General features: G+C 37.6%; 28 protein-coding genes. 27 read left to right on the forward strand and 1 reads right to left on the reverse strand.

Annotation, left to right across the window (positions count from 1 at the left end):
- Positions 1-146: 146 nt before the first annotated feature.
- A complete protein-coding gene (locus DSM02_RS17315; protein WP_128766787.1) occupies positions 147-1,838 on the reverse strand; it encodes a BamA/TamA family outer membrane protein in 1,692 nt (563 codons plus the stop codon).
- Between the two features lie 168 nt (positions 1,839-2,006).
- Here DSM02_RS17315 and rpsL point away from each other — a divergent pair, with 168 nt between their 5' ends.
- The 27 genes from rpsL (at position 2,007) to ykgO (ending at position 15,993) form a co-directional block, all read left to right on the forward strand.
- Complete coding sequence (gene rpsL / locus DSM02_RS17320) at positions 2,007-2,381, forward strand: 30S ribosomal protein S12 (protein ID WP_009779177.1); 375 nt, start codon at positions 2,007-2,009, stop codon at positions 2,379-2,381.
- Between the two features lie 23 nt (positions 2,382-2,404).
- Positions 2,405-2,881 carry a 30S ribosomal protein S7 gene (gene rpsG, locus DSM02_RS17325; RefSeq protein ID WP_073100077.1) on the forward strand — a complete coding sequence of 159 codons (477 nt, stop codon included), beginning with the start codon at positions 2,405-2,407 and terminating at the stop codon, positions 2,879-2,881.
- A 6-nt stretch (positions 2,882-2,887) separates the two neighbouring features.
- Positions 2,888-5,020, forward strand: a complete 2,133-nt coding sequence (gene fusA / locus DSM02_RS17330) for an elongation factor G (RefSeq protein WP_128766788.1) — start codon at positions 2,888-2,890, stop codon at positions 5,018-5,020.
- An 11-nt stretch (positions 5,021-5,031) separates the two neighbouring features.
- A complete protein-coding gene (gene rpsJ, locus DSM02_RS17335) occupies positions 5,032-5,337 on the forward strand; it encodes a 30S ribosomal protein S10 (protein WP_009779180.1) in 306 nt (101 codons plus the stop codon).
- A 157-nt stretch (positions 5,338-5,494) separates the two neighbouring features.
- A complete protein-coding gene (gene rplC / locus DSM02_RS17340) occupies positions 5,495-6,106 on the forward strand; it encodes a 50S ribosomal protein L3 (RefSeq protein WP_128762280.1) in 612 nt (203 codons plus the stop codon).
- Positions 6,106-6,735: a 50S ribosomal protein L4 gene (gene rplD / locus DSM02_RS17345; RefSeq protein ID WP_128766789.1), complete on the forward strand. Its 630-nt coding sequence runs from the start codon at positions 6,106-6,108 to the stop codon at positions 6,733-6,735. The genes rplC and rplD overlap by 1 nt, the downstream gene beginning before the upstream one ends.
- Before the next feature lie 4 nt (positions 6,736-6,739).
- Positions 6,740-7,030 carry a 50S ribosomal protein L23 gene (gene rplW / locus DSM02_RS17350; protein WP_128762278.1) on the forward strand — a complete coding sequence of 97 codons (291 nt, stop codon included), beginning with the start codon at positions 6,740-6,742 and terminating at the stop codon, positions 7,028-7,030.
- A 9-nt stretch (positions 7,031-7,039) separates the two neighbouring features.
- Complete coding sequence (gene rplB / locus DSM02_RS17355) at positions 7,040-7,864, forward strand: 50S ribosomal protein L2 (RefSeq protein ID WP_128762277.1); 825 nt, start codon at positions 7,040-7,042, stop codon at positions 7,862-7,864.
- Between the two features lie 6 nt (positions 7,865-7,870).
- A complete protein-coding gene (rpsS, locus tag DSM02_RS17360) occupies positions 7,871-8,149 on the forward strand; it encodes a 30S ribosomal protein S19 (RefSeq protein ID WP_128762276.1) in 279 nt (92 codons plus the stop codon).
- Between the two features lie 8 nt (positions 8,150-8,157).
- Entirely contained in the window at positions 8,158-8,568 is a 411-nt protein-coding gene (gene rplV, locus DSM02_RS17365) for a 50S ribosomal protein L22 (protein ID WP_128766790.1), read from the forward strand.
- Positions 8,569-8,571: 3 nt separating this feature from the next.
- A complete protein-coding gene (rpsC, locus tag DSM02_RS17370) occupies positions 8,572-9,288 on the forward strand; it encodes a 30S ribosomal protein S3 (protein ID WP_128762275.1) in 717 nt (238 codons plus the stop codon).
- Between the two features lie 19 nt (positions 9,289-9,307).
- Complete coding sequence (gene rplP, locus DSM02_RS17375; RefSeq protein ID WP_072984087.1) at positions 9,308-9,730, forward strand: 50S ribosomal protein L16; 423 nt, start codon at positions 9,308-9,310, stop codon at positions 9,728-9,730.
- An 11-nt stretch (positions 9,731-9,741) separates the two neighbouring features.
- Complete coding sequence (gene rpmC / locus DSM02_RS17380) at positions 9,742-9,933, forward strand: 50S ribosomal protein L29 (RefSeq protein WP_009779189.1); 192 nt, start codon at positions 9,742-9,744, stop codon at positions 9,931-9,933.
- An 11-nt stretch (positions 9,934-9,944) separates the two neighbouring features.
- Entirely contained in the window at positions 9,945-10,202 is a 258-nt protein-coding gene (gene rpsQ, locus DSM02_RS17385; protein ID WP_040533212.1) for a 30S ribosomal protein S17, read from the forward strand.
- A gap of 2 nt (positions 10,203-10,204) precedes the next feature.
- The gene (rplN, locus tag DSM02_RS17390; protein WP_009779191.1) at positions 10,205-10,573 is read left to right on the forward strand and encodes a 50S ribosomal protein L14; all 369 of its coding nucleotides are present in this window, start codon (positions 10,205-10,207) and stop codon (positions 10,571-10,573) included.
- 12 nt (positions 10,574-10,585) lie between these two features.
- Positions 10,586-10,897 carry a 50S ribosomal protein L24 gene (gene rplX / locus DSM02_RS17395; protein ID WP_128762274.1) on the forward strand — a complete coding sequence of 104 codons (312 nt, stop codon included), beginning with the start codon at positions 10,586-10,588 and terminating at the stop codon, positions 10,895-10,897.
- A gap of 2 nt (positions 10,898-10,899) precedes the next feature.
- Positions 10,900-11,451 carry a 50S ribosomal protein L5 gene (rplE, locus tag DSM02_RS17400; RefSeq protein WP_073100087.1) on the forward strand — a complete coding sequence of 184 codons (552 nt, stop codon included), beginning with the start codon at positions 10,900-10,902 and terminating at the stop codon, positions 11,449-11,451.
- 2 nt (positions 11,452-11,453) lie between these two features.
- Complete coding sequence (gene rpsN, locus DSM02_RS17405; protein WP_128762272.1) at positions 11,454-11,723, forward strand: 30S ribosomal protein S14; 270 nt, start codon at positions 11,454-11,456, stop codon at positions 11,721-11,723.
- Between the two features lie 72 nt (positions 11,724-11,795).
- Positions 11,796-12,194, forward strand: coding sequence for a 30S ribosomal protein S8 (gene rpsH, locus DSM02_RS17410; protein ID WP_073100089.1), 399 nt, complete (start codon positions 11,796-11,798; stop codon positions 12,192-12,194).
- 20 nt (positions 12,195-12,214) lie between these two features.
- The gene (gene rplF / locus DSM02_RS17415) at positions 12,215-12,757 is read left to right on the forward strand and encodes a 50S ribosomal protein L6 (protein WP_128766791.1); all 543 of its coding nucleotides are present in this window, start codon (positions 12,215-12,217) and stop codon (positions 12,755-12,757) included.
- Positions 12,758-12,768: 11 nt separating this feature from the next.
- Positions 12,769-13,122 carry a 50S ribosomal protein L18 gene (rplR, locus tag DSM02_RS17420; RefSeq protein ID WP_128762270.1) on the forward strand — a complete coding sequence of 118 codons (354 nt, stop codon included), beginning with the start codon at positions 12,769-12,771 and terminating at the stop codon, positions 13,120-13,122.
- A 6-nt stretch (positions 13,123-13,128) separates the two neighbouring features.
- Positions 13,129-13,653, forward strand: a complete 525-nt coding sequence (gene rpsE / locus DSM02_RS17425; RefSeq protein WP_073100092.1) for a 30S ribosomal protein S5 — start codon at positions 13,129-13,131, stop codon at positions 13,651-13,653.
- Between the two features lie 11 nt (positions 13,654-13,664).
- Positions 13,665-13,844: a 50S ribosomal protein L30 gene (gene rpmD / locus DSM02_RS17430; RefSeq protein ID WP_128762269.1), complete on the forward strand. Its 180-nt coding sequence runs from the start codon at positions 13,665-13,667 to the stop codon at positions 13,842-13,844.
- 12 nt (positions 13,845-13,856) lie between these two features.
- Complete coding sequence (gene rplO, locus DSM02_RS17435; protein WP_128762268.1) at positions 13,857-14,309, forward strand: 50S ribosomal protein L15; 453 nt, start codon at positions 13,857-13,859, stop codon at positions 14,307-14,309.
- Positions 14,310-14,319: 10 nt separating this feature from the next.
- The gene (secY, locus tag DSM02_RS17440) at positions 14,320-15,657 is read left to right on the forward strand and encodes a preprotein translocase subunit SecY (protein ID WP_128766792.1); all 1,338 of its coding nucleotides are present in this window, start codon (positions 14,320-14,322) and stop codon (positions 15,655-15,657) included.
- On the forward strand, positions 15,657-15,872 hold the full coding sequence (gene infA, locus DSM02_RS17445) for a translation initiation factor IF-1 (protein ID WP_028376332.1): 216 nt from the start codon (positions 15,657-15,659) through the stop codon (positions 15,870-15,872). The genes secY and infA overlap by 1 nt, the downstream gene beginning before the upstream one ends.
- Positions 15,873-15,876: 4 nt before the next feature.
- Entirely contained in the window at positions 15,877-15,993 is a 117-nt protein-coding gene (gene ykgO / locus DSM02_RS17450) for a type B 50S ribosomal protein L36 (RefSeq protein ID WP_009779203.1), read from the forward strand.
- Positions 15,994-15,998: the final 5 nt, after the last annotated feature.

Genomic DNA, 15,998 nt, shown 5'->3' on the forward strand with positions numbered 1-15,998 from the left:
GTGTTAATTAAAGATATTTTTAAATTTTAGCATATTAAGTTGAGAATGTATTAATATTAATGATTATTAACGTATTTTTTACATTAAAAATGCTTATTTAATTAATGGTTTAGTTGGTTTGTTTTTTAATTAACAATAATTTTTTATTAAAAATTAGCGATCAATGTTAAATGTAGAATTGAGTTTGATAACTCGAATTTTTGATTATTGTGAATGCCGTTGGCTAGGTTTAGTTTTAGTATTCCGGCTTTTGTTAAAAGAGAAGTTCCTAGTCCAAAACTGTATAAGATATCTTCTTGGTTGCTGAGATTGTTTTCGTAGTACGCGGCATCAATAATTGTGTTTATGTAGATTTTTGAGCTGGGGGAGTATCTGTATTCTGTTTGAAGGGTTGTGTATAAATTTGCAGATATGCTATTTTCTTTAAATCCTCTTATGTTGTTGATTCCGCCAAAGCGAAATAATTCATTGTCAAGGTAATTAGTGGATTTTAATAGTGCTGTTTGGTTGTTTAGGTGAAGGTTGTGGTTTGGGCTTATTCTAAAATTATATGCTGCATTTAAACTGGCGATAAATTGATTTGTGGTGTTGGGGTTTTGTGTCTTTCTTAAAGCGGTTCCTGCGATAAATTCTAAGTAGGCTGATTGAGGTTGTAATGTTGAGTTTTTTGTTTTACTGTAGCTGAGTTTTCCTGAATAGATTTGTTTTTTGTAAGGTTTTGTGTTTGTGTTCTCTGAGTTTTGCGATGTTGTTGATTGTTCAAGCTCTAGTGAGGTTGAGAGGAATGTGTTTTTAGCGATGTTTAATGAAGTTTCTAAAGTTTGTGATGCGTTAGAAAATGTGCTGTCTTGTCTGAAGATGTTAATCCCTGTGGAAAGGCTGATTGGACTTTTGAAAAGAAAGGGGAGGTTTGTGTTTAGGTTTAAAATTTGTTGGTTGTCGCCATTGCTTTTGTAAGTTAGGTTTGTTCGTTCTCCTTGGTTGAAGTTGTTTATTAGGTTTAAGTTTAAATAACCAGCGAGTCTCAACTTTGATTCATCTTCGTTAGGGCTAAAACCTAAAAATCCCTCAAGTGTATTAGTGTTTTTTTTATCTAGATATAGGTATAAAGATGTGCTGTCTTTTTTAAATTGTAACTCAGGGGCTTTGCTAAATGATACAAAGTCTAATTCTTCTAAGGTTTTTGTCTTGTCTAGGATTTTCTTTTTTTGAAAAAGGGCCGGGGTTTTTAGTTTGGCTTGGTGTTTAATAAAGCTTTTCGGGAACTTGGAGTATCCTTTGATGATTACCTTTGTGAGGTTTCTGTTTTCTTTTCTGTTAACTTTTAGCTCTGCAGAAAAGCCTTTTTCTGATGCTAAAATATTTATTAGTTGAAATGTGGTTAGTGGGTTGCCTATTTCTGCGGCGTTTTGTGTTAGTTTGGGGAGGATTTCACGGATTTCTTGAGGTTTTATTTTGATTGAGTTTTTAGAAATTTTGTAATCAAGATCTGTTAAGTAATTCAATGTTTTTGTGTCATATATATATAAGGTAATTTGTTTTGTTTTTTTTTCGCTAAAAAATTCTAAGCTATAGTTCTCTTTTGAGTTCTTTTTTAAGTTATGGAACTTATGTTGAAGATATCCTTCTAGGTAAAGTTTATTCTTTGTTTGGTTTATTTCTTCGGTCATCTCATTAAATGAGTCAAATTCAATATTTTGAAAATATTTTGAGATGAGGCTGTCTTCTGATTTAGAATTAGTGATAATCTCTAAAGAAATATTCTGAGAAAAAGCTGAACATAGGCTTGATAGGTAAATAGCTAAAAGTAGATTGTATAAAAATTGCTTTTGCTTCAAGTGTTTATTTTGGATTTGGTTTGTAGTGTTTTTTGGCAAATACCTATTATAATAAAATACCTTTGAAAATTAATGATTTATGTGTTGAATTACTCAATTTATTTTATACCTTTGCGAGCCCTTAGAAAAGGGGCTATTAGAATAACTATAATTTAGGTAAAGGAAATTATGCCAACAATTTCACAATTAGTACGAAAAGGAAGAGCTAAGATAACCAAGAAGAGTAAATCGGCTGCTTTAGATTCGTGCCCACAACGCCGCGGGGTTTGTACTCGTGTGTACACCACTACACCTAAGAAACCTAACTCTGCGATGCGTAAAGTAGCGCGTGTTAGATTGACTAACGGTAAAGAGGTGAATGCATACATTGGTGGTGAGGGTCACAATTTACAAGAGCACTCGATAGTATTGGTTAGAGGCGGAAGGGTAAAAGATTTGCCAGGTGTTAGATATCACATTGTACGTGGAGCTTTGGATACCGCAGGTGTTCAGGGAAGACTACAGCGTCGTTCTAAGTATGGAGCAAAACGCCCTAAGAAGTAATTAAAAACTTTTAAAGAGAAGAAATGAGAAAAAGACAGGCCAAAAAGAGACCACTTTTACCAGATCCTCGTTTTAACGATCAGCTGGTTACGCGTTTTGTAAACATGATGATGTGGGACGGTAAAAAGTCGGTAGCCTTTAAGATCTTTTACGATGCAATGGATATCGTAGAGGAAAAGAAAAACAACGACGAGAAAACAGCTTTAGAGGTTTGGAAAGATGCGCTATCTAATGTTATGCCTCACGTAGAAGTGCGTAGTCGTAGAGTAGGTGGAGCAACCTTTCAGATACCAATGCAGATTAGACCAGATCGTAAGATTTCTACTGCAATGAAGTGGTTGATTAGCTTTTCAAGAAAGCGTAATGAAAAATCGATGGCTTCTAAATTAGCTGCAGAAGTATTAGCTGCTGCTAAAGAAGAAGGTGCTGCTGTTAAGAAGCGTACAGATACTCATAAGATGGCGGAAGCTAACAAAGCATTCTCTCACTTTAGATTCTAAAAAAAAATGGCACAAAGAGATTTAAAATTTACAAGAAATATAGGTATAGCTGCTCACATTGACGCTGGTAAAACAACGACAACAGAGCGTATACTTTATTATACTGGTGTGAGTCATAAAATAGGAGAAGTGCATGATGGTGCAGCTACTATGGATTGGATGGAGCAAGAGCAGGAGCGTGGTATAACCATTACTTCAGCTGCTACAACCTGTACGTGGAAGTTTCCTATGGAAAATGCTCAGCCGCTTCCAGAGACTAAAGATTATAACTTCAATATTATTGACACTCCGGGACACGTTGATTTTACTGTAGAGGTAAACCGTTCTTTGCGTGTTCTTGATGGTTTAGTGTTCTTGTTTAGTGCAGTTGATGGTGTTGAGCCACAATCTGAAACAAACTGGAGACTTGCAGATAATTACAAAGTGCCACGTATGGGCTTTGTAAATAAAATGGATCGTCAGGGATCTAACTTTCTTGAGGTTTGTAAGCAGGTAAAAGAAATGTTAGGTTCTAATGCAGTGCCTATTGTTTTGCCTATTGGTGATGAAGCGGACTTCAGAGGGATTATTGATCTTGTTAAGAATCGTGCTGTAGTGTGGCATGATGAGACTCAGGGTGCAACCTTTGATGTTGTTGAGATTCCTGAAGAAATGAAGGAGGAAGTGAAGATGTATCGTGGTATGCTAATCGAAGAGGTTGCTGCTTATGATGAGAATTTACTTGAGAAATATATGGAAGATGAAGATTCTATTACTGAAGATGAAGTGCATGCTGCTCTTCGTGCTGCTGTAATGGATATGTCTATTATTCCAATGATTTGTGGTTCTGCCTTTAAAAACAAAGGTGTGCAGTTTTTATTGGATGCTGTATGTCGTTACTTGCCTTCTCCGATGGATAAGGATGGTATTAAAGGAATTAATCCGGATACTGAGAAAGAAGAAATTCGTAAGCCAGATGTGACTGCTCCATTTGCTGCTCTTGCATTTAAAATTGCTACAGATCCTTTCGTAGGTCGTTTAGCATTTTTCCGTAGCTACTCAGGTAGGCTGGAGGCTGGGTCTTATGTATTGAACAATCGTTCAGGAAATAAAGAGCGTATATCTCGTATCTATCAAATGCATGCTAATAAGCAAAACGCAATTGACTTTATCGAAGCTGGAGATATAGGTGCTGCAGTAGGGTTTAAGGATATCAAGACTGGTGATACTTTATCTGATGAAAAGCATCCAATCGTTCTTGAAAGTATGGACTTTCCTGATCCTGTAATTGGTATTGCTGTTGAGCCTAAAACTAAGGCGGATGTTGATAAGTTAGGTATGGCTTTAGCTAAATTAGCTGAAGAGGATCCTACTTTCCAGGTTCGTACAGACGAGGCCTCAGGTCAGACTATTATTTCTGGTATGGGTGAGTTGCACTTAGATATTATTGTAGATCGTCTTAAGCGTGAGTTTAAGGTGGAAGTGAGTCAAGGTCAGCCACAAGTAGAGTATAAAGAAGCTATTACAAGAGTTGCTGATCATAGAGAGGTTTACAAGAAGCAATCTGGTGGTCGTGGTAAATTTGCTGATATAGTGTTTACTCTAGAGCCTGCAGAAGAAGGCAAAGTAGGTCTTGAATTTGTGAATATGGTAAAAGGTGGTAACGTTCCTAAAGAATATATACCATCTGTAGAGAAAGGTTTTAAGGCTGCGATGATCAATGGTCCTTTGGCTGGTTTTGAAGTTGATGCGATGAAAGTTACACTTAAGGATGGTTCTTTCCACCCTGTAGATTCTGATGCATTGTCTTTTGAGCTTGCTGCTAAAATGGGATTCAAGGCCGCTGCTAAAGCTGCTGGTGCTGTTGTGCTTGAACCTATAATGAAAGTTGAAGTTATTACTCCTGAAGAAAATATGGGTGATATCGTAGGTGACCTTAACCGGCGTCGTGGTCAGATGAGTAGTATGGGTGACCGTGCTGGTGCAAAAGTTGTGAAAGCAACTGTACCATTGTCTGAAATGTTTGGTTATGTTACTACATTACGTACGCTTTCTTCTGGTCGTGCAACTTCTACTATGGAATTTTCACATTATGCAGAAACTCCTTCTAATGTATCGGAAGAAGTTATCGCTGCGGCAAAAGGAACTGCTAACGCTTAATTTACTAAGAAATGAGTCAGAAAATCAGAATAAAACTTAAATCTTACGATCATAACTTAGTAGATAAGTCTGCTGAAAAAATCGTAAAAACGGTAAAAAGTACCGGTGCTGTAGTAACTGGGCCAATCCCACTACCTACTCACAAAAAAATCTTTACAGTATTGCGTTCTCCACACGTAAACAAGAAATCTCGTGAGCAGTTTGAGCTTAGCTCTTATAAGCGCTTACTTGATATTTACAGTTCATCTTCAAAAACCATTGATGCGTTAATGAAGCTTGAATTGCCTAGTGGGGTTGAAGTAGAGATTAAAGTATAGTTTGATTTCCGCATAGCGGAATAAACATGTCCTAAGCTGCGGGCGAGGGAAAAACGGATAAAAATACATTCAGGGTCGAACGTATTTTGACCCTGTTTTATTTCGGCGAAAGCCAAACAATAAATAAGTAAACTAGTAATAATCAATATTAATTAATATGTCTGGGTTAATTGGAAAAAAAGTAGGTATGACCAGCATCTTTGACGAGAATGGGAAGAACATTCCTTGTACTGTGATCGAAGCAGGTCCCTGCGTTGTTACCCAAGTCAGAACCGAAGAGGTTGACGGGTATAGTGCCCTTCAGTTAGGTTTCGATGACGCAAAGACTGCAAATAAAGCTGCTCAAGGTCACGCCAAGAAAGCAGGTACAGTTGCAAAGCGCAAAGTTGTCGAATTCCAAGAATTTGAAGGTGAGTACAAATTAGGAGATGCAGTAACTGTAGAAGTCTTTAAAGAAGGTCAGTTTGTAGATATAGCTGGTACTTCTAAAGGTAAAGGTTTTCAAGGTGTAGTAAAGCGTCATGGATTTGGTGGTGTAGGTCAGTCTACCCACGGCCAGCATAACCGTTTGAGAGCGCCTGGTTCTATCGGTGCGGCATCTTATCCTGCTCGTGTATTTAAAGGTATGCGTATGGCTGGTCAAATGGGAAATGAGCGAGTAAAAGTTCAAAATTTAAGAGTTTTAAAAGTGGTTGCTGAAAAGAACCTGCTTGTGGTGAAAGGTTGTGTGCCAGGTCACAAAAATTCTTATGTAATTATTGAGAGATAATGAAAGTAGCAGTAGTTGATATCAAAGGAAAAGAAATAGGAAGAGAGGCAAACCTTTCTGACGCTATTTTTGCAATAGAGCCTAATGACCATGCTATTTATTTAGATGTAAAGCAGCACCTTGCTAATAAAAGACAAGGTACGCACAAATCTAAAGAGCGTGCAGAGATCGCAGGTAGTACACGTAAGATAAAGAAACAAAAAGGTACGGGTACAGCTCGTGCTGGTAGTATCAAGTCTGGTGTGTTTAAAGGTGGTGGTAGAATGTTTGGTCCTAGACCTCGTAATTATTCATTCAAATTGAATAAAGGTCTTAAGCGTTTAGCGCGCCGTTCTGCTCTTACGTTGAAAGCAAATGATAAAGCAATTTTGGTAGTTGAGGATTTCAATTTTGATACCCCAAAAACTAAGGATTTTGTTGACGTTGTAAAAGCCTTGGGCTTAGATAATAAAAAGTCTTTGTTTGTGTTGGGCGCTTCAAATAATAATGTATATTTGTCGTCACGCAATTTGAAGACCTCTGAGGTTGTAATGAGTTCAGAATTAAGCACTTACAAAATTATGAATGCAAATAATGTAGTGTTTTTGGAAGGATCTCTAGAAGAAATTGAGCAAACTTTAAGTAAGTAACAACATGAGTATTTTAATAAAACCCGTGATTACCGAAAAAGCTACATCGGATAGTGAGCTTAACAGCCGTTATACCTTTGAAGTAAATCCCGGTTCGAATAAGATCGAAATTAAAAACGCTGTAGAGGCGACTTATGGTGTTTCGGTAATTAAAGTAAGAACAATGAACGTTCGCCCAGATCGTAATACCAAGTTTACAAAATCTGGTATGATCACTGGTAAAACAAAAGGCTTTAAGAAAGCTATTGTACAGGTGGCGGAAGGTGATGTGATTGATTTTTATAGTAACATTTAAGACAAACAAATGTCAGTAAGAAAATTAAAACCGATCACTCCAGGACAGCGATTTAGAGTAGTTAATGGGTTTGACGCCATTACTACTGATAAGCCGGAAAAAAGCCTATTGGCTCCGATTAAAAAATCTGGAGGGAGAAACAGTCAAGGAAAAATGACCATGCGCTATAAAGGTGGTGGTCATAAAAAACGCTATCGCGTTATTGATTTTAAAAGAAATAAAGAAGGTGTTCCTGCTACTGTAGCGAGCATTGAGTATGATCCTAATCGTACTGCTTTTATTGCGCTTTTGAATTATCAAGACGGAGAGAAGCGTTACATTATTGCGCCAAATGGTTTGCAGGTAGATCAGAATGTTGTTTCTGGATCTGGTTCGGCTCCTGAAATAGGGAACGCTATGCCTTTGTCTGATATCCCATTAGGTACTATTATTTCTTGTATAGAATTACGTCCGGGGCAAGGAGCTATTATGGCTCGTAGTGCTGGGGCGTTTGCGCAGTTAATGGCTCGTGACGGAAAATTTGCAACTGTTAAGTTGCCTTCTGGTGAAACAAGATTGATTCTTGCTAACTGCATGGCTACTATAGGTGCAGTTTCTAACAGTGATCATCAGCTTATCGTTTCTGGTAAGGCTGGTAGAAAGCGTTGGTTAGGTAGGCGTCCACGTACAAGACCGGTTGTAATGAACCCTGTTGATCACCCAATGGGTGGTGGTGAAGGTCGTGCTTCTGGAGGTCACCCACGTTCTAGAAACGGTATACCTGCTAAAGGTTACAGAACCCGTACTAAGACGAAAGCGAGTAATAAATATATTGTAGAACGTAGAAAGAAATAATAAGATATGGCACGTTCATTAAAAAAAGGACCTTACGTTCACTATAAATTAGAGCAAAAAGTTGCTGCTAATGTAGAGGCTAATAAAAAGACAGTAATCAAGACTTGGTCAAGAGCTTCAATGATTACTCCAGATTTCGTTGGTCAAACTATAGCTGTTCATAACGGTCGCCAGTTTGTTCCGGTTTATGTAACAGAGAACATGGTGGGTCATAAGTTAGGAGAATTTTCACCAACACGATCTTTTAGAGGTCATGTGGGGTCAAAAAATAAAGGTAAAAAATAATTGAAGCTATGGGAGTTCGTAAAAAAGAAAGAGCAGAGCAGAGAAAAGAGGCTAAGAAAACTGTAGCCTTTGCAAAACTGAACAACTGCCCTACTTCTCCTCGTAAGATGCGCTTAGTTGCAGATCTTGTACGTGGTCAGAAAGTAGAAAAGGCGCTTCAAATATTAAAATTTAGTAATAAAGAGGCTTCTCGTCGTGTAGAAAAGTTGGTTCTTTCTGCTATTTCAAACTGGCAAGAGAAAAACGAGGATGCGAATATTGAAGATGCTGATTTAGTTGTTAAAGAGATCCGTGTAGATGGAGGGAGTATGTTGAAAAGACTTCGTCCGGCACCACAAGGTCGCGCACATAGAATAAGAAAACGCAGCAACCACGTTACAGTTGTGCTTGGTGCTAAAGATAACACACAAAGCAAATAATAAATGGGACAGAAGACAAATCCAATCGGGAATCGCCTAGGTATTATCAGAGGATGGGAATCTAACTGGTATGGTGGTAACGACTACGGTGATAAACTTGCCGAAGACGATAAGATTAGAAAGTATATTCACGCTCGTTTATCTAAAGCTAGTGTGTCTAGAGTAATTATTGAGCGTACGCTTAAGCTTGTAACCGTTACTATCACTACTGCTCGTCCTGGTATCATTATCGGGAAAGGTGGTCAAGAGGTAGACAAGTTGAAAGAGGAACTTAAACAAATTACAGATAAGGAGGTTCAGATCAATATCTTTGAGATTAAACGTCCAGAACTTGACGCATTTTTGGTTGCTTCCTCAGTAGCCCGTCAAATTGAAAATCGTATCTCATATCGTCGTGCTACTAAAATGGCAATTGCGGCTGCAATGCGTATGAATGCAGAAGGTATTAAGATACAGATTTCAGGTCGTTTGAATGGTGCTGAAATGGCGCGTTCAGAATCTTATAAAGATGGTCGTATTCCATTATCAACATTCAGAGCTGATATAGACTATGCTTTGGTAGAAGCTCACACTACTTATGGTAGATTGGGTATTAAAGTGTGGATTATGAAAGGTGAGGTTTACGGTAAAAGAGAATTATCTCCTTTAGTAGGTCTTGCTAAGAAGCAAGGAAAGGGCGGTCGTGGATCTGGTGCTCCAAAATCACGTCGTAGAAAGTAATTTTTTAAAGTAAAACAAGATGTTACAGCCTAAAAAGACAAAATTCCGTAAGCAACAGAAGGGTCGTATGAAAGGTAATGCCGGAAGAGGGCATCAGCTTTCTAATGGTACTTTTGGTATCAAATCATTAGATTCCAACTTTCTTACGTCAAGACAAATAGAAGCTGCACGTATTGCTGCCACACGTTTTATGAAGCGTGAGGGTTCGTTATGGATTAGAATATTTCCTGATAAGCCTATCACAAAGAAGCCTCTTGAGGTACGTATGGGTAAAGGTAAAGGTGCTGTTGAGTATTGGGCAGCTGTCGTTAAACCTGGCAGAATGCTTTTTGAGATAGGAGGTGTTGCTGAGCCTGTAGCGCGTGAGGCGTTACGTTTAGCTGCTCAGAAGCTTCCGGTTAGAACAAAATATGTAGTGGCTCGGGATTATCAAGCTGACTAAATTCTAGAAAAATGAAACAATCAGAAGTAAAAGAACTATCTGTAGCAGAATTACAGGAAGAGTTAGTAAAAGCTAAGAGAGCTTATTCAGACTTAAAAATGGCTCACGCTATTTCTCCTTTGGAAAATCCCATTCAGCTTAGAGGTCTAAGAAGATCTGTAGCGCGTATTGCTACTGAGCTTACAAAACGAGAATTACAATAATGCTGCTTAAGATGGAAAAAAGAAATTTAAGAAAAGAACGTATAGGTGTCGTTACCAGTAATAAAATGCAGAAATCTATCGTGGTTTCTGAGGTTAAGAAAGTAAAACACCCTATGTATGGTAAGTTCGTTTTAAAAACGAAAAAATACGTAGCACACGACGAGCAAAATGACTGCAATATTGGAGATACAGTAAAGATCATGGAAACTAGACCTTTAAGTAAATCTAAGAGTTGGAGACTTGTAGAAATCATTGAAAGAGCTAAGTAATTATGTTACAACAAGAATCAAGATTAAGAGTAGCTGACAACACCGGGGCAAAAGAAGTTTTGACTATCCGCGTGTTAGGTGGTACAAAGAGAAGATATGCTTCTGTAGGTGATAAGATTGTTGTTTCTGTAAAAGATGCAACTCCAAACGGCCAAGTTAAAAAAGGAGCTGTTTCTACTGCGGTAGTTGTGCGTACACGTAAAGAAGTGCGTCGTCCTGACGGATCTTATATCCGTTTTGATGATAATGCTTGTGTACTTTTAAATGCTCAGGGAGAGATGCGCGGTACTCGTGTATTTGGTCCTGTAGCAAGAGAGCTTCGTGAGAAACAATTCATGAAGATTGTATCATTAGCGCCTGAGGTGCTTTAATACAGTATTAAAATGACAAAGCTTAAAATAAAAGTTGGAGATACCGTTCGTGTTACTGCAGGTGATCATAAAGGTCAGGAAGGTAAGGTGCAACGTGTATTTAAAGATAAGAACAAAGCGATCGTTGAAGGGATTAATTTGGTTTCTAAACACGAGAAGCCAAGTGCTTCAAATCCTCAAGGTGGTATCGCAAAGAAAGAAGCTGCTTTACATATTTCTAACCTGTCATTAGTTGACGGTAATGGTGATGCTACTCGTGTAGGTTATCGTGTAGAAGGTGATAAGAAAGTGCGTTTTTCTAAAAAATCAAATGAAGTAATTTAGTTATGGCTTACATTTCAAGACTAAAGACAGAATATAAAGAGCGTGTAATAGCGGCTCTTACTGAAGAGTTTGGGTATAAGAATGTTATGCAAGTACCTAAATTAAAAAAGATTGTAATTTCTAGGGGTGTTGGTGCTGCTGTAGCTGACAAAAAGTTGATAGACTATTCTGTAGAAGAATTGACTACCATCGCTGGTCAGCGTGCAATTGCAACAATGTCTAAAAAGGATGTTGCTGCTTTTAAACTTAGAAAAGGTATGCCGATTGGAGCTAAAGTTACATTGCGTGGTGAGCGTATGTATGAGTTCTTAGATCGTTTGATCACTTCTGCATTACCTCGAGTAAGAGATTTTAACGGTATCAATGCAACAGGATTTGATGGTCGCGGTAACTATAGTTTAGGTATCGAAGAGCAAATCATATTTCCTGAAATAGATATTGATAAAGTGCGTAAAATTGAAGGTATGAATGTTACCTTTGAAACTTCTGCAGAAACAGATAAAGAAGCAAAAGCATTATTAACTCAATTGGGGCTACCCTTTAAAAAGAAGTAATTATGGCAAAAGAATCAATGAAAGCTCGCGAGAGAAAACGTGAGAAACTTGCAGCCAAATATGCTGAAAAAAGAAAAGCCTTAAAAGAGGCTGGTGATTATGAAGCATTACAAAAGCTGCCTAAAAACGCATCTCCTGTGCGTCAACATAACCGTTGTAAATTAACAGGACGTCCTAAGGGATATATGAGAACTTTTGGTATTTCACGCGTTATGTTTCGTGAGATGGCTAATCAAGGTCTTATACCAGGTGTAAAAAAGGCAAGCTGGTAAATTAAGAATAAATTGGTTTTAGGTTCATTTTAAATAGTTAAATATGAAAACCAAAACCGCAATCTAATATAAATGTATACAGATACTATTGCAGATTTTCTAACTAGGATTAGAAACGCAGCGGCAGCAAACCACAGAGTTGTGGAAATACCTGCTTCAAACTTAAAGAAAGAGATAACTAAGATCTTGTTTGATCAAGGTTACATTTTGAGTTACAAATTTGAAGATAAAACTGCTCAAGGCACTATTAAAATTGCCTTGAAGTATGATAAAGAGACTAAAGAGTCTGTTATCAAAAATATTCAGAGAATTAGTAAGCCTGGTTTACGTAAATACTCATCTTCTAAAGATGTGCCACGTATTCTTAATGGTTTAGGAATCTCTATTGTTTCTACTTCAAAAGGAGTAATGACAGGAAAGCAAGCTCAAAGTGAGAATGTTGGAGGCGAAGTGCTTTGCTACGTATATTAATCAGTTAAAAGAACAGAGCAATGTCAAGAATAGGAAAAAACCCAATTACAATACCTTCTGGTGTTACTGTTGAAGTAGCGGGGGGTATCATTACTGTAAAAGGAAAGTTAGGAGAGCTTAAGCAAGAGTATTCTAACATAGATATTAAGATTGAAGAAGGTGTTATTACGTTAGAACGTTCTTCTGAGAAAAAAGATGATAAAGCTAAGCATGGTCTTTACCGTGCACTTATTGCTAATATGATTGAAGGTGTAGCTAATGGTTATACTAAATCTTTAGAGTTGGTGGGTGTAGGTTATAGAGCTAGCAACCAAGGTCAGAAATTAGATATGGCTCTTGGCTTCTCTCACAATATTGTGTTAGAGGTGGCTCCTGAGGTTGTAGTTGAAACTGTAACTGAAAAAGGGAAAAATCCGATAGTAAAATTAACTTCTTACGACAAACAATTGGTTGGTCAGGTTGCTGCTAAGATTAGAGGCTTCCGTAAGCCAGAACCTTACAAAGGAAAAGGTATCAAGTTTGTAGGAGAACAAATCAGAAGAAAAGCAGGTAAATCTGCATAATATATAGCGATATGGCATTTTCAAAATACACAAGAAGAAATAAGATACGTCGCAGAATTCGTAAGTCACTTACTGGTACTGCAGAGCGCCCAAGACTTTCTGTATATAGAAGTAATAAAGAGATTTACGCACAGATTATAGATGATACTACTGGTAAAACATTAGGTGCTGCGTCTTCAAGAGATAAAGACTTTTCTGCAGAAGGAAATAAAGCTGATGTTGCTAAACTTGTAGGTAAGGCAATTGCAGAGAAAGCTAAAGAAGCAGGTATAGAAGCTGTAGCTTTTGATAGAGGTGGTTATTTATACCACGGTAGAGTAAAACAATTAGCAGAAGGAGCCCGAGAAGGCGGATTAAAATTCTAAGAAGTTATGTATCAAAAATATAAAAACGTAGAGTTAGTAAAACCAAGTGGATTGGATCTTAAAGATCGTTTAGTTGGTGTTCAACGTGTTACTAAGGTAACAAAAGGTGGTAGAGCTTTTGGATTTTCTGCTATTGTTGTTGTAGGTGACGAGAGTGGTGTTGTAGGTCAGGGCCTTGGTAAGTCTAAGGATGTTGCTAGTGCAATTGCTAAGGCAGTAGAAGACGCTAAGAAAAATCTAGTACGTATCCCTCTAAATAAGAGTACTATTCCTCATGAGCAAAAAGGAAAATATGGCGGAGCACGTGTTCTGCTTATGCCAGCTGCTCCAGGTACCGGTGTTATTGCCGGTGGTGCAATACGTTCAGTTCTTGAATCTGTAGGTATTCATGATGTACTTTCAAAAAATCAAGGATCTTCTAACCCACATAACGTGGTAAAAGCTACCTTTGACGCTTTGTTGCAATTACGTAGTGCAGAGACTGTAGCTAAACAAAGAGGAATTTCTCTTGAAAAAGTTTTTAAAGGATAATTTTTAAGACAATGGCAAAAATTAAAGTAACTAAGGTAAAGAGTGCTATTAACCGTACTCAAAACCAGAAGAGAACTCTAGAGGCATTAGGTCTTAGAAAAATGGGCCAGGTTGTTGAGCATGAAAATACTCCGAACATCTTGGGAATGATTAATAAAGTAAGTCATTTAGTTTCTGTAGAAGAAGCTTAAATATAAATAGAAATGGGTTTAAACAGTCTAAAACCGGCAGCAGGCTCGGTAAAAAAGAACGACAGCAGGCGAGGTCGTGGTGAAGCTACAGGAAATGGTGGAACTGCTGGCCGTGGGCACAAAGGTGCGAAGTCACGATCAGGATATTCTAAAAAAGTAGGTTTTGAAGGTGGGCAAATGCCACTTCAAAGACGTGTTCCTAAGTTTGGTTTTACAAACATTAACCGTAAAGAGTTTACAGGAGTAAATCTTGATACACTACAAGAATATGTTGACGCTGGTAGAATCAAAGATGAAGTTACCATTGATGTTTTAGTACAAAACAGACTTGCCGGGAAAAATGATCTTGTAAAGATTTTAGGTCGTGGTGAGTTAAAAGCTAAATTGAAGATTACAGTTCATAAATTTACAGCCTCAGCACAGAAAGCTATAGAAGCGGCAGGCGGAGAAGCAGTAACTTTATAACACAATCAGCATGAAGGCTATAGAAACGATTAAAAATATTTGGAAGATTGAAGAGTTAAAGAATCGTATTCTTTTAACCCTAGGTTTACTTTTGGTATACCGTTTTGGGGCTCAAATCGTACTTCCTGGTATTGATGCATCTCAGTTAGCCAATTTGTCTGCTCAAACAGACGGTGGATTACTTGGGTTATTAAACGCATTTACAGGAGGGGCATTTTCTAATGCCTCTGTATTTGCATTAGGTATTATGCCTTACATATCTGCTTCAATTGTAGTGCAGCTTATGGGTATAGCGGTACCTTACTTGCAGAAACTTCAAAAGGAAGGTGAGAGTGGTCGTCGTAAAATTAATCAGATTACACGCTGGTTAACCATTGCGATAACACTTATTCAGGGTCCTGGTTATATTACAAATCTGTTCAACATTCTTCCTCCGGAAGCATTTGTTATGGGGAGTAATGTAACTTTTATAGTTTCTTCGGTTATTATTCTTACTACAGGTTGTATTTTTGCAATGTGGTTAGGAGAAAAGATCACTGATAAGGGTATTGGTAATGGTATCTCACTGTTAATTATGGTGGGTATTATTGCGCGTTTACCTCAGTCTTTTCTTCAGGAATGGGTTTCAAGAGTTTCAGAATCTAATGGAGGATTAATTATGATCCTTATAGAGTTAGTGATTTGGTTTGTAATCGTTTTACTATCTGTTCTCCTTGTAATGGCCGTACGTCAAATACCTGTGCAATATGCTCGTAGAACTGCTAGTGGTAGTTACGAGCGTAATGTTTTTGGTAGTCGTCAGTACATTCCTTTAAAATTGAATGCTTCAGGGGTGATGCCTATCATTTTTGCTCAGGCAATTATGTTTATTCCTGGTGCGGTTATTGGACTTTCAGATTCTCCAATGGCTCAAAGTATAGCATCTCAGTTTACTAACATTTTTGGATTTTGGTACAACTTAGTGTTTGGTTTATTGATAATCATTTTTACGTATTTCTATACGGCGATTACAGTACCAACTAATAAAATGGCTGATGATCTTAAAAGAAGTGGAGGTTTTATCGCGGGTATTAGACCGGGTACTGAGACTTCTGAATATTTAGATCGAATTATGTCTCAGATTACACTTCCAGGTTCTGTGTTTCTAGCTCTTATCGCTATTTTCCCAGCAATTGCAGTTAGTGTTTTAGGGATGCAACAGGGATGGGCTTTGTTTTACGGTGGAACGTCATTGCTTATCTTAGTAGGTGTAGCTATCGATACTATGCAACAAGTAAATTCATACTTATTGAATAGACATTATGATGGCTTAATGAAAACTGGTAAAAACAGAAAAGCAGTAGCATAATGGCAAAACAACAAGCAATAGAACAAGACGGTTCAATTATTGAAGCATTGTCTAACGCAATGTTTCGCGTTGAGCTAGAAAATGGTCACATCGTGACTGCGCATATCTCAGGTAAGATGCGCATGCATTATATAAAATTACTACCTGGGGACAAAGTAAAACTTGAAATGAGCCCATACGATTTATCTAAGGCTCGTATAACTTATAGATACTAGTAAGATGAAAGTAAGAGCATCAGTGAAGAAAAGAAGTGCAGACTGCAAAATCGTGCGTCGCAAAGGAAGATTATACGTTATTAATAAAAAGAACCCTAAGTTCAAACAAAGACAAGGTTAAGGATT

Source organism: Leeuwenhoekiella polynyae, assembly GCF_004104075.1.
GTDB classification, from domain to species: domain Bacteria; phylum Bacteroidota; class Bacteroidia; order Flavobacteriales; family Flavobacteriaceae; genus Leeuwenhoekiella; species Leeuwenhoekiella polynyae.

What these genes read in the sequence shown, in the direction of transcription:
- fusA (WP_128766788.1), top strand. Translation starts at nt 2,888, where the DNA reads ATGGCACAAAGAGATTTAAAATTTACAAGAAATATAGGTATAGCTGCT.
- rplV (WP_128766790.1), top strand. Translation starts at nt 8,158, where the DNA reads ATGGGAGTTCGTAAAAAAGAAAGAGCAGAGCAGAGAAAAGAGGCTAAG.
- rplN (WP_009779191.1), top strand. Translation starts at nt 10,205, where the DNA reads ATGTTACAACAAGAATCAAGATTAAGAGTAGCTGACAACACCGGGGCA.
- rpmD (WP_128762269.1), top strand. Translation starts at nt 13,665, where the DNA reads ATGGCAAAAATTAAAGTAACTAAGGTAAAGAGTGCTATTAACCGTACT.
- ykgO (WP_009779203.1), top strand. Translation starts at nt 15,877, where the DNA reads ATGAAAGTAAGAGCATCAGTGAAGAAAAGAAGTGCAGACTGCAAAATC.
- rpsH (WP_073100089.1), top strand. Translation starts at nt 11,796, where the DNA reads ATGTATACAGATACTATTGCAGATTTTCTAACTAGGATTAGAAACGCA.
- rplD (WP_128766789.1), top strand. Translation starts at nt 6,106, where the DNA reads ATGAAAGTAGCAGTAGTTGATATCAAAGGAAAAGAAATAGGAAGAGAG.
- rpsJ (WP_009779180.1), top strand. Translation starts at nt 5,032, where the DNA reads ATGAGTCAGAAAATCAGAATAAAACTTAAATCTTACGATCATAACTTA.
- rplR (WP_128762270.1), top strand. Translation starts at nt 12,769, where the DNA reads ATGGCATTTTCAAAATACACAAGAAGAAATAAGATACGTCGCAGAATT.
- rplE (WP_073100087.1), top strand. Translation starts at nt 10,900, where the DNA reads ATGGCTTACATTTCAAGACTAAAGACAGAATATAAAGAGCGTGTAATA.
- rpsC (WP_128762275.1), top strand. Translation starts at nt 8,572, where the DNA reads ATGGGACAGAAGACAAATCCAATCGGGAATCGCCTAGGTATTATCAGA.
- rpsS (WP_128762276.1), top strand. Translation starts at nt 7,871, where the DNA reads ATGGCACGTTCATTAAAAAAAGGACCTTACGTTCACTATAAATTAGAG.
- rpsE (WP_073100092.1), top strand. Translation starts at nt 13,129, where the DNA reads ATGTATCAAAAATATAAAAACGTAGAGTTAGTAAAACCAAGTGGATTG.
- rpsN (WP_128762272.1), top strand. Translation starts at nt 11,454, where the DNA reads ATGGCAAAAGAATCAATGAAAGCTCGCGAGAGAAAACGTGAGAAACTT.
- rplO (WP_128762268.1), top strand. Translation starts at nt 13,857, where the DNA reads ATGGGTTTAAACAGTCTAAAACCGGCAGCAGGCTCGGTAAAAAAGAAC.
- rpsL (WP_009779177.1), top strand. Translation starts at nt 2,007, where the DNA reads ATGCCAACAATTTCACAATTAGTACGAAAAGGAAGAGCTAAGATAACC.
- rpmC (WP_009779189.1), top strand. Translation starts at nt 9,742, where the DNA reads ATGAAACAATCAGAAGTAAAAGAACTATCTGTAGCAGAATTACAGGAA.
- rpsG (WP_073100077.1), top strand. Translation starts at nt 2,405, where the DNA reads ATGAGAAAAAGACAGGCCAAAAAGAGACCACTTTTACCAGATCCTCGT.
- infA (WP_028376332.1), top strand. Translation starts at nt 15,657, where the DNA reads ATGGCAAAACAACAAGCAATAGAACAAGACGGTTCAATTATTGAAGCA.
- rplW (WP_128762278.1), top strand. Translation starts at nt 6,740, where the DNA reads ATGAGTATTTTAATAAAACCCGTGATTACCGAAAAAGCTACATCGGAT.
- rpsQ (WP_040533212.1), top strand. Translation starts at nt 9,945, where the DNA reads ATGGAAAAAAGAAATTTAAGAAAAGAACGTATAGGTGTCGTTACCAGT.
- rplB (WP_128762277.1), top strand. Translation starts at nt 7,040, where the DNA reads ATGTCAGTAAGAAAATTAAAACCGATCACTCCAGGACAGCGATTTAGA.
- rplF (WP_128766791.1), top strand. Translation starts at nt 12,215, where the DNA reads ATGTCAAGAATAGGAAAAAACCCAATTACAATACCTTCTGGTGTTACT.
- rplX (WP_128762274.1), top strand. Translation starts at nt 10,586, where the DNA reads ATGACAAAGCTTAAAATAAAAGTTGGAGATACCGTTCGTGTTACTGCA.
- rplC (WP_128762280.1), top strand. Translation starts at nt 5,495, where the DNA reads ATGTCTGGGTTAATTGGAAAAAAAGTAGGTATGACCAGCATCTTTGAC.
- secY (WP_128766792.1), top strand. Translation starts at nt 14,320, where the DNA reads ATGAAGGCTATAGAAACGATTAAAAATATTTGGAAGATTGAAGAGTTA.
- rplP (WP_072984087.1), top strand. Translation starts at nt 9,308, where the DNA reads ATGTTACAGCCTAAAAAGACAAAATTCCGTAAGCAACAGAAGGGTCGT.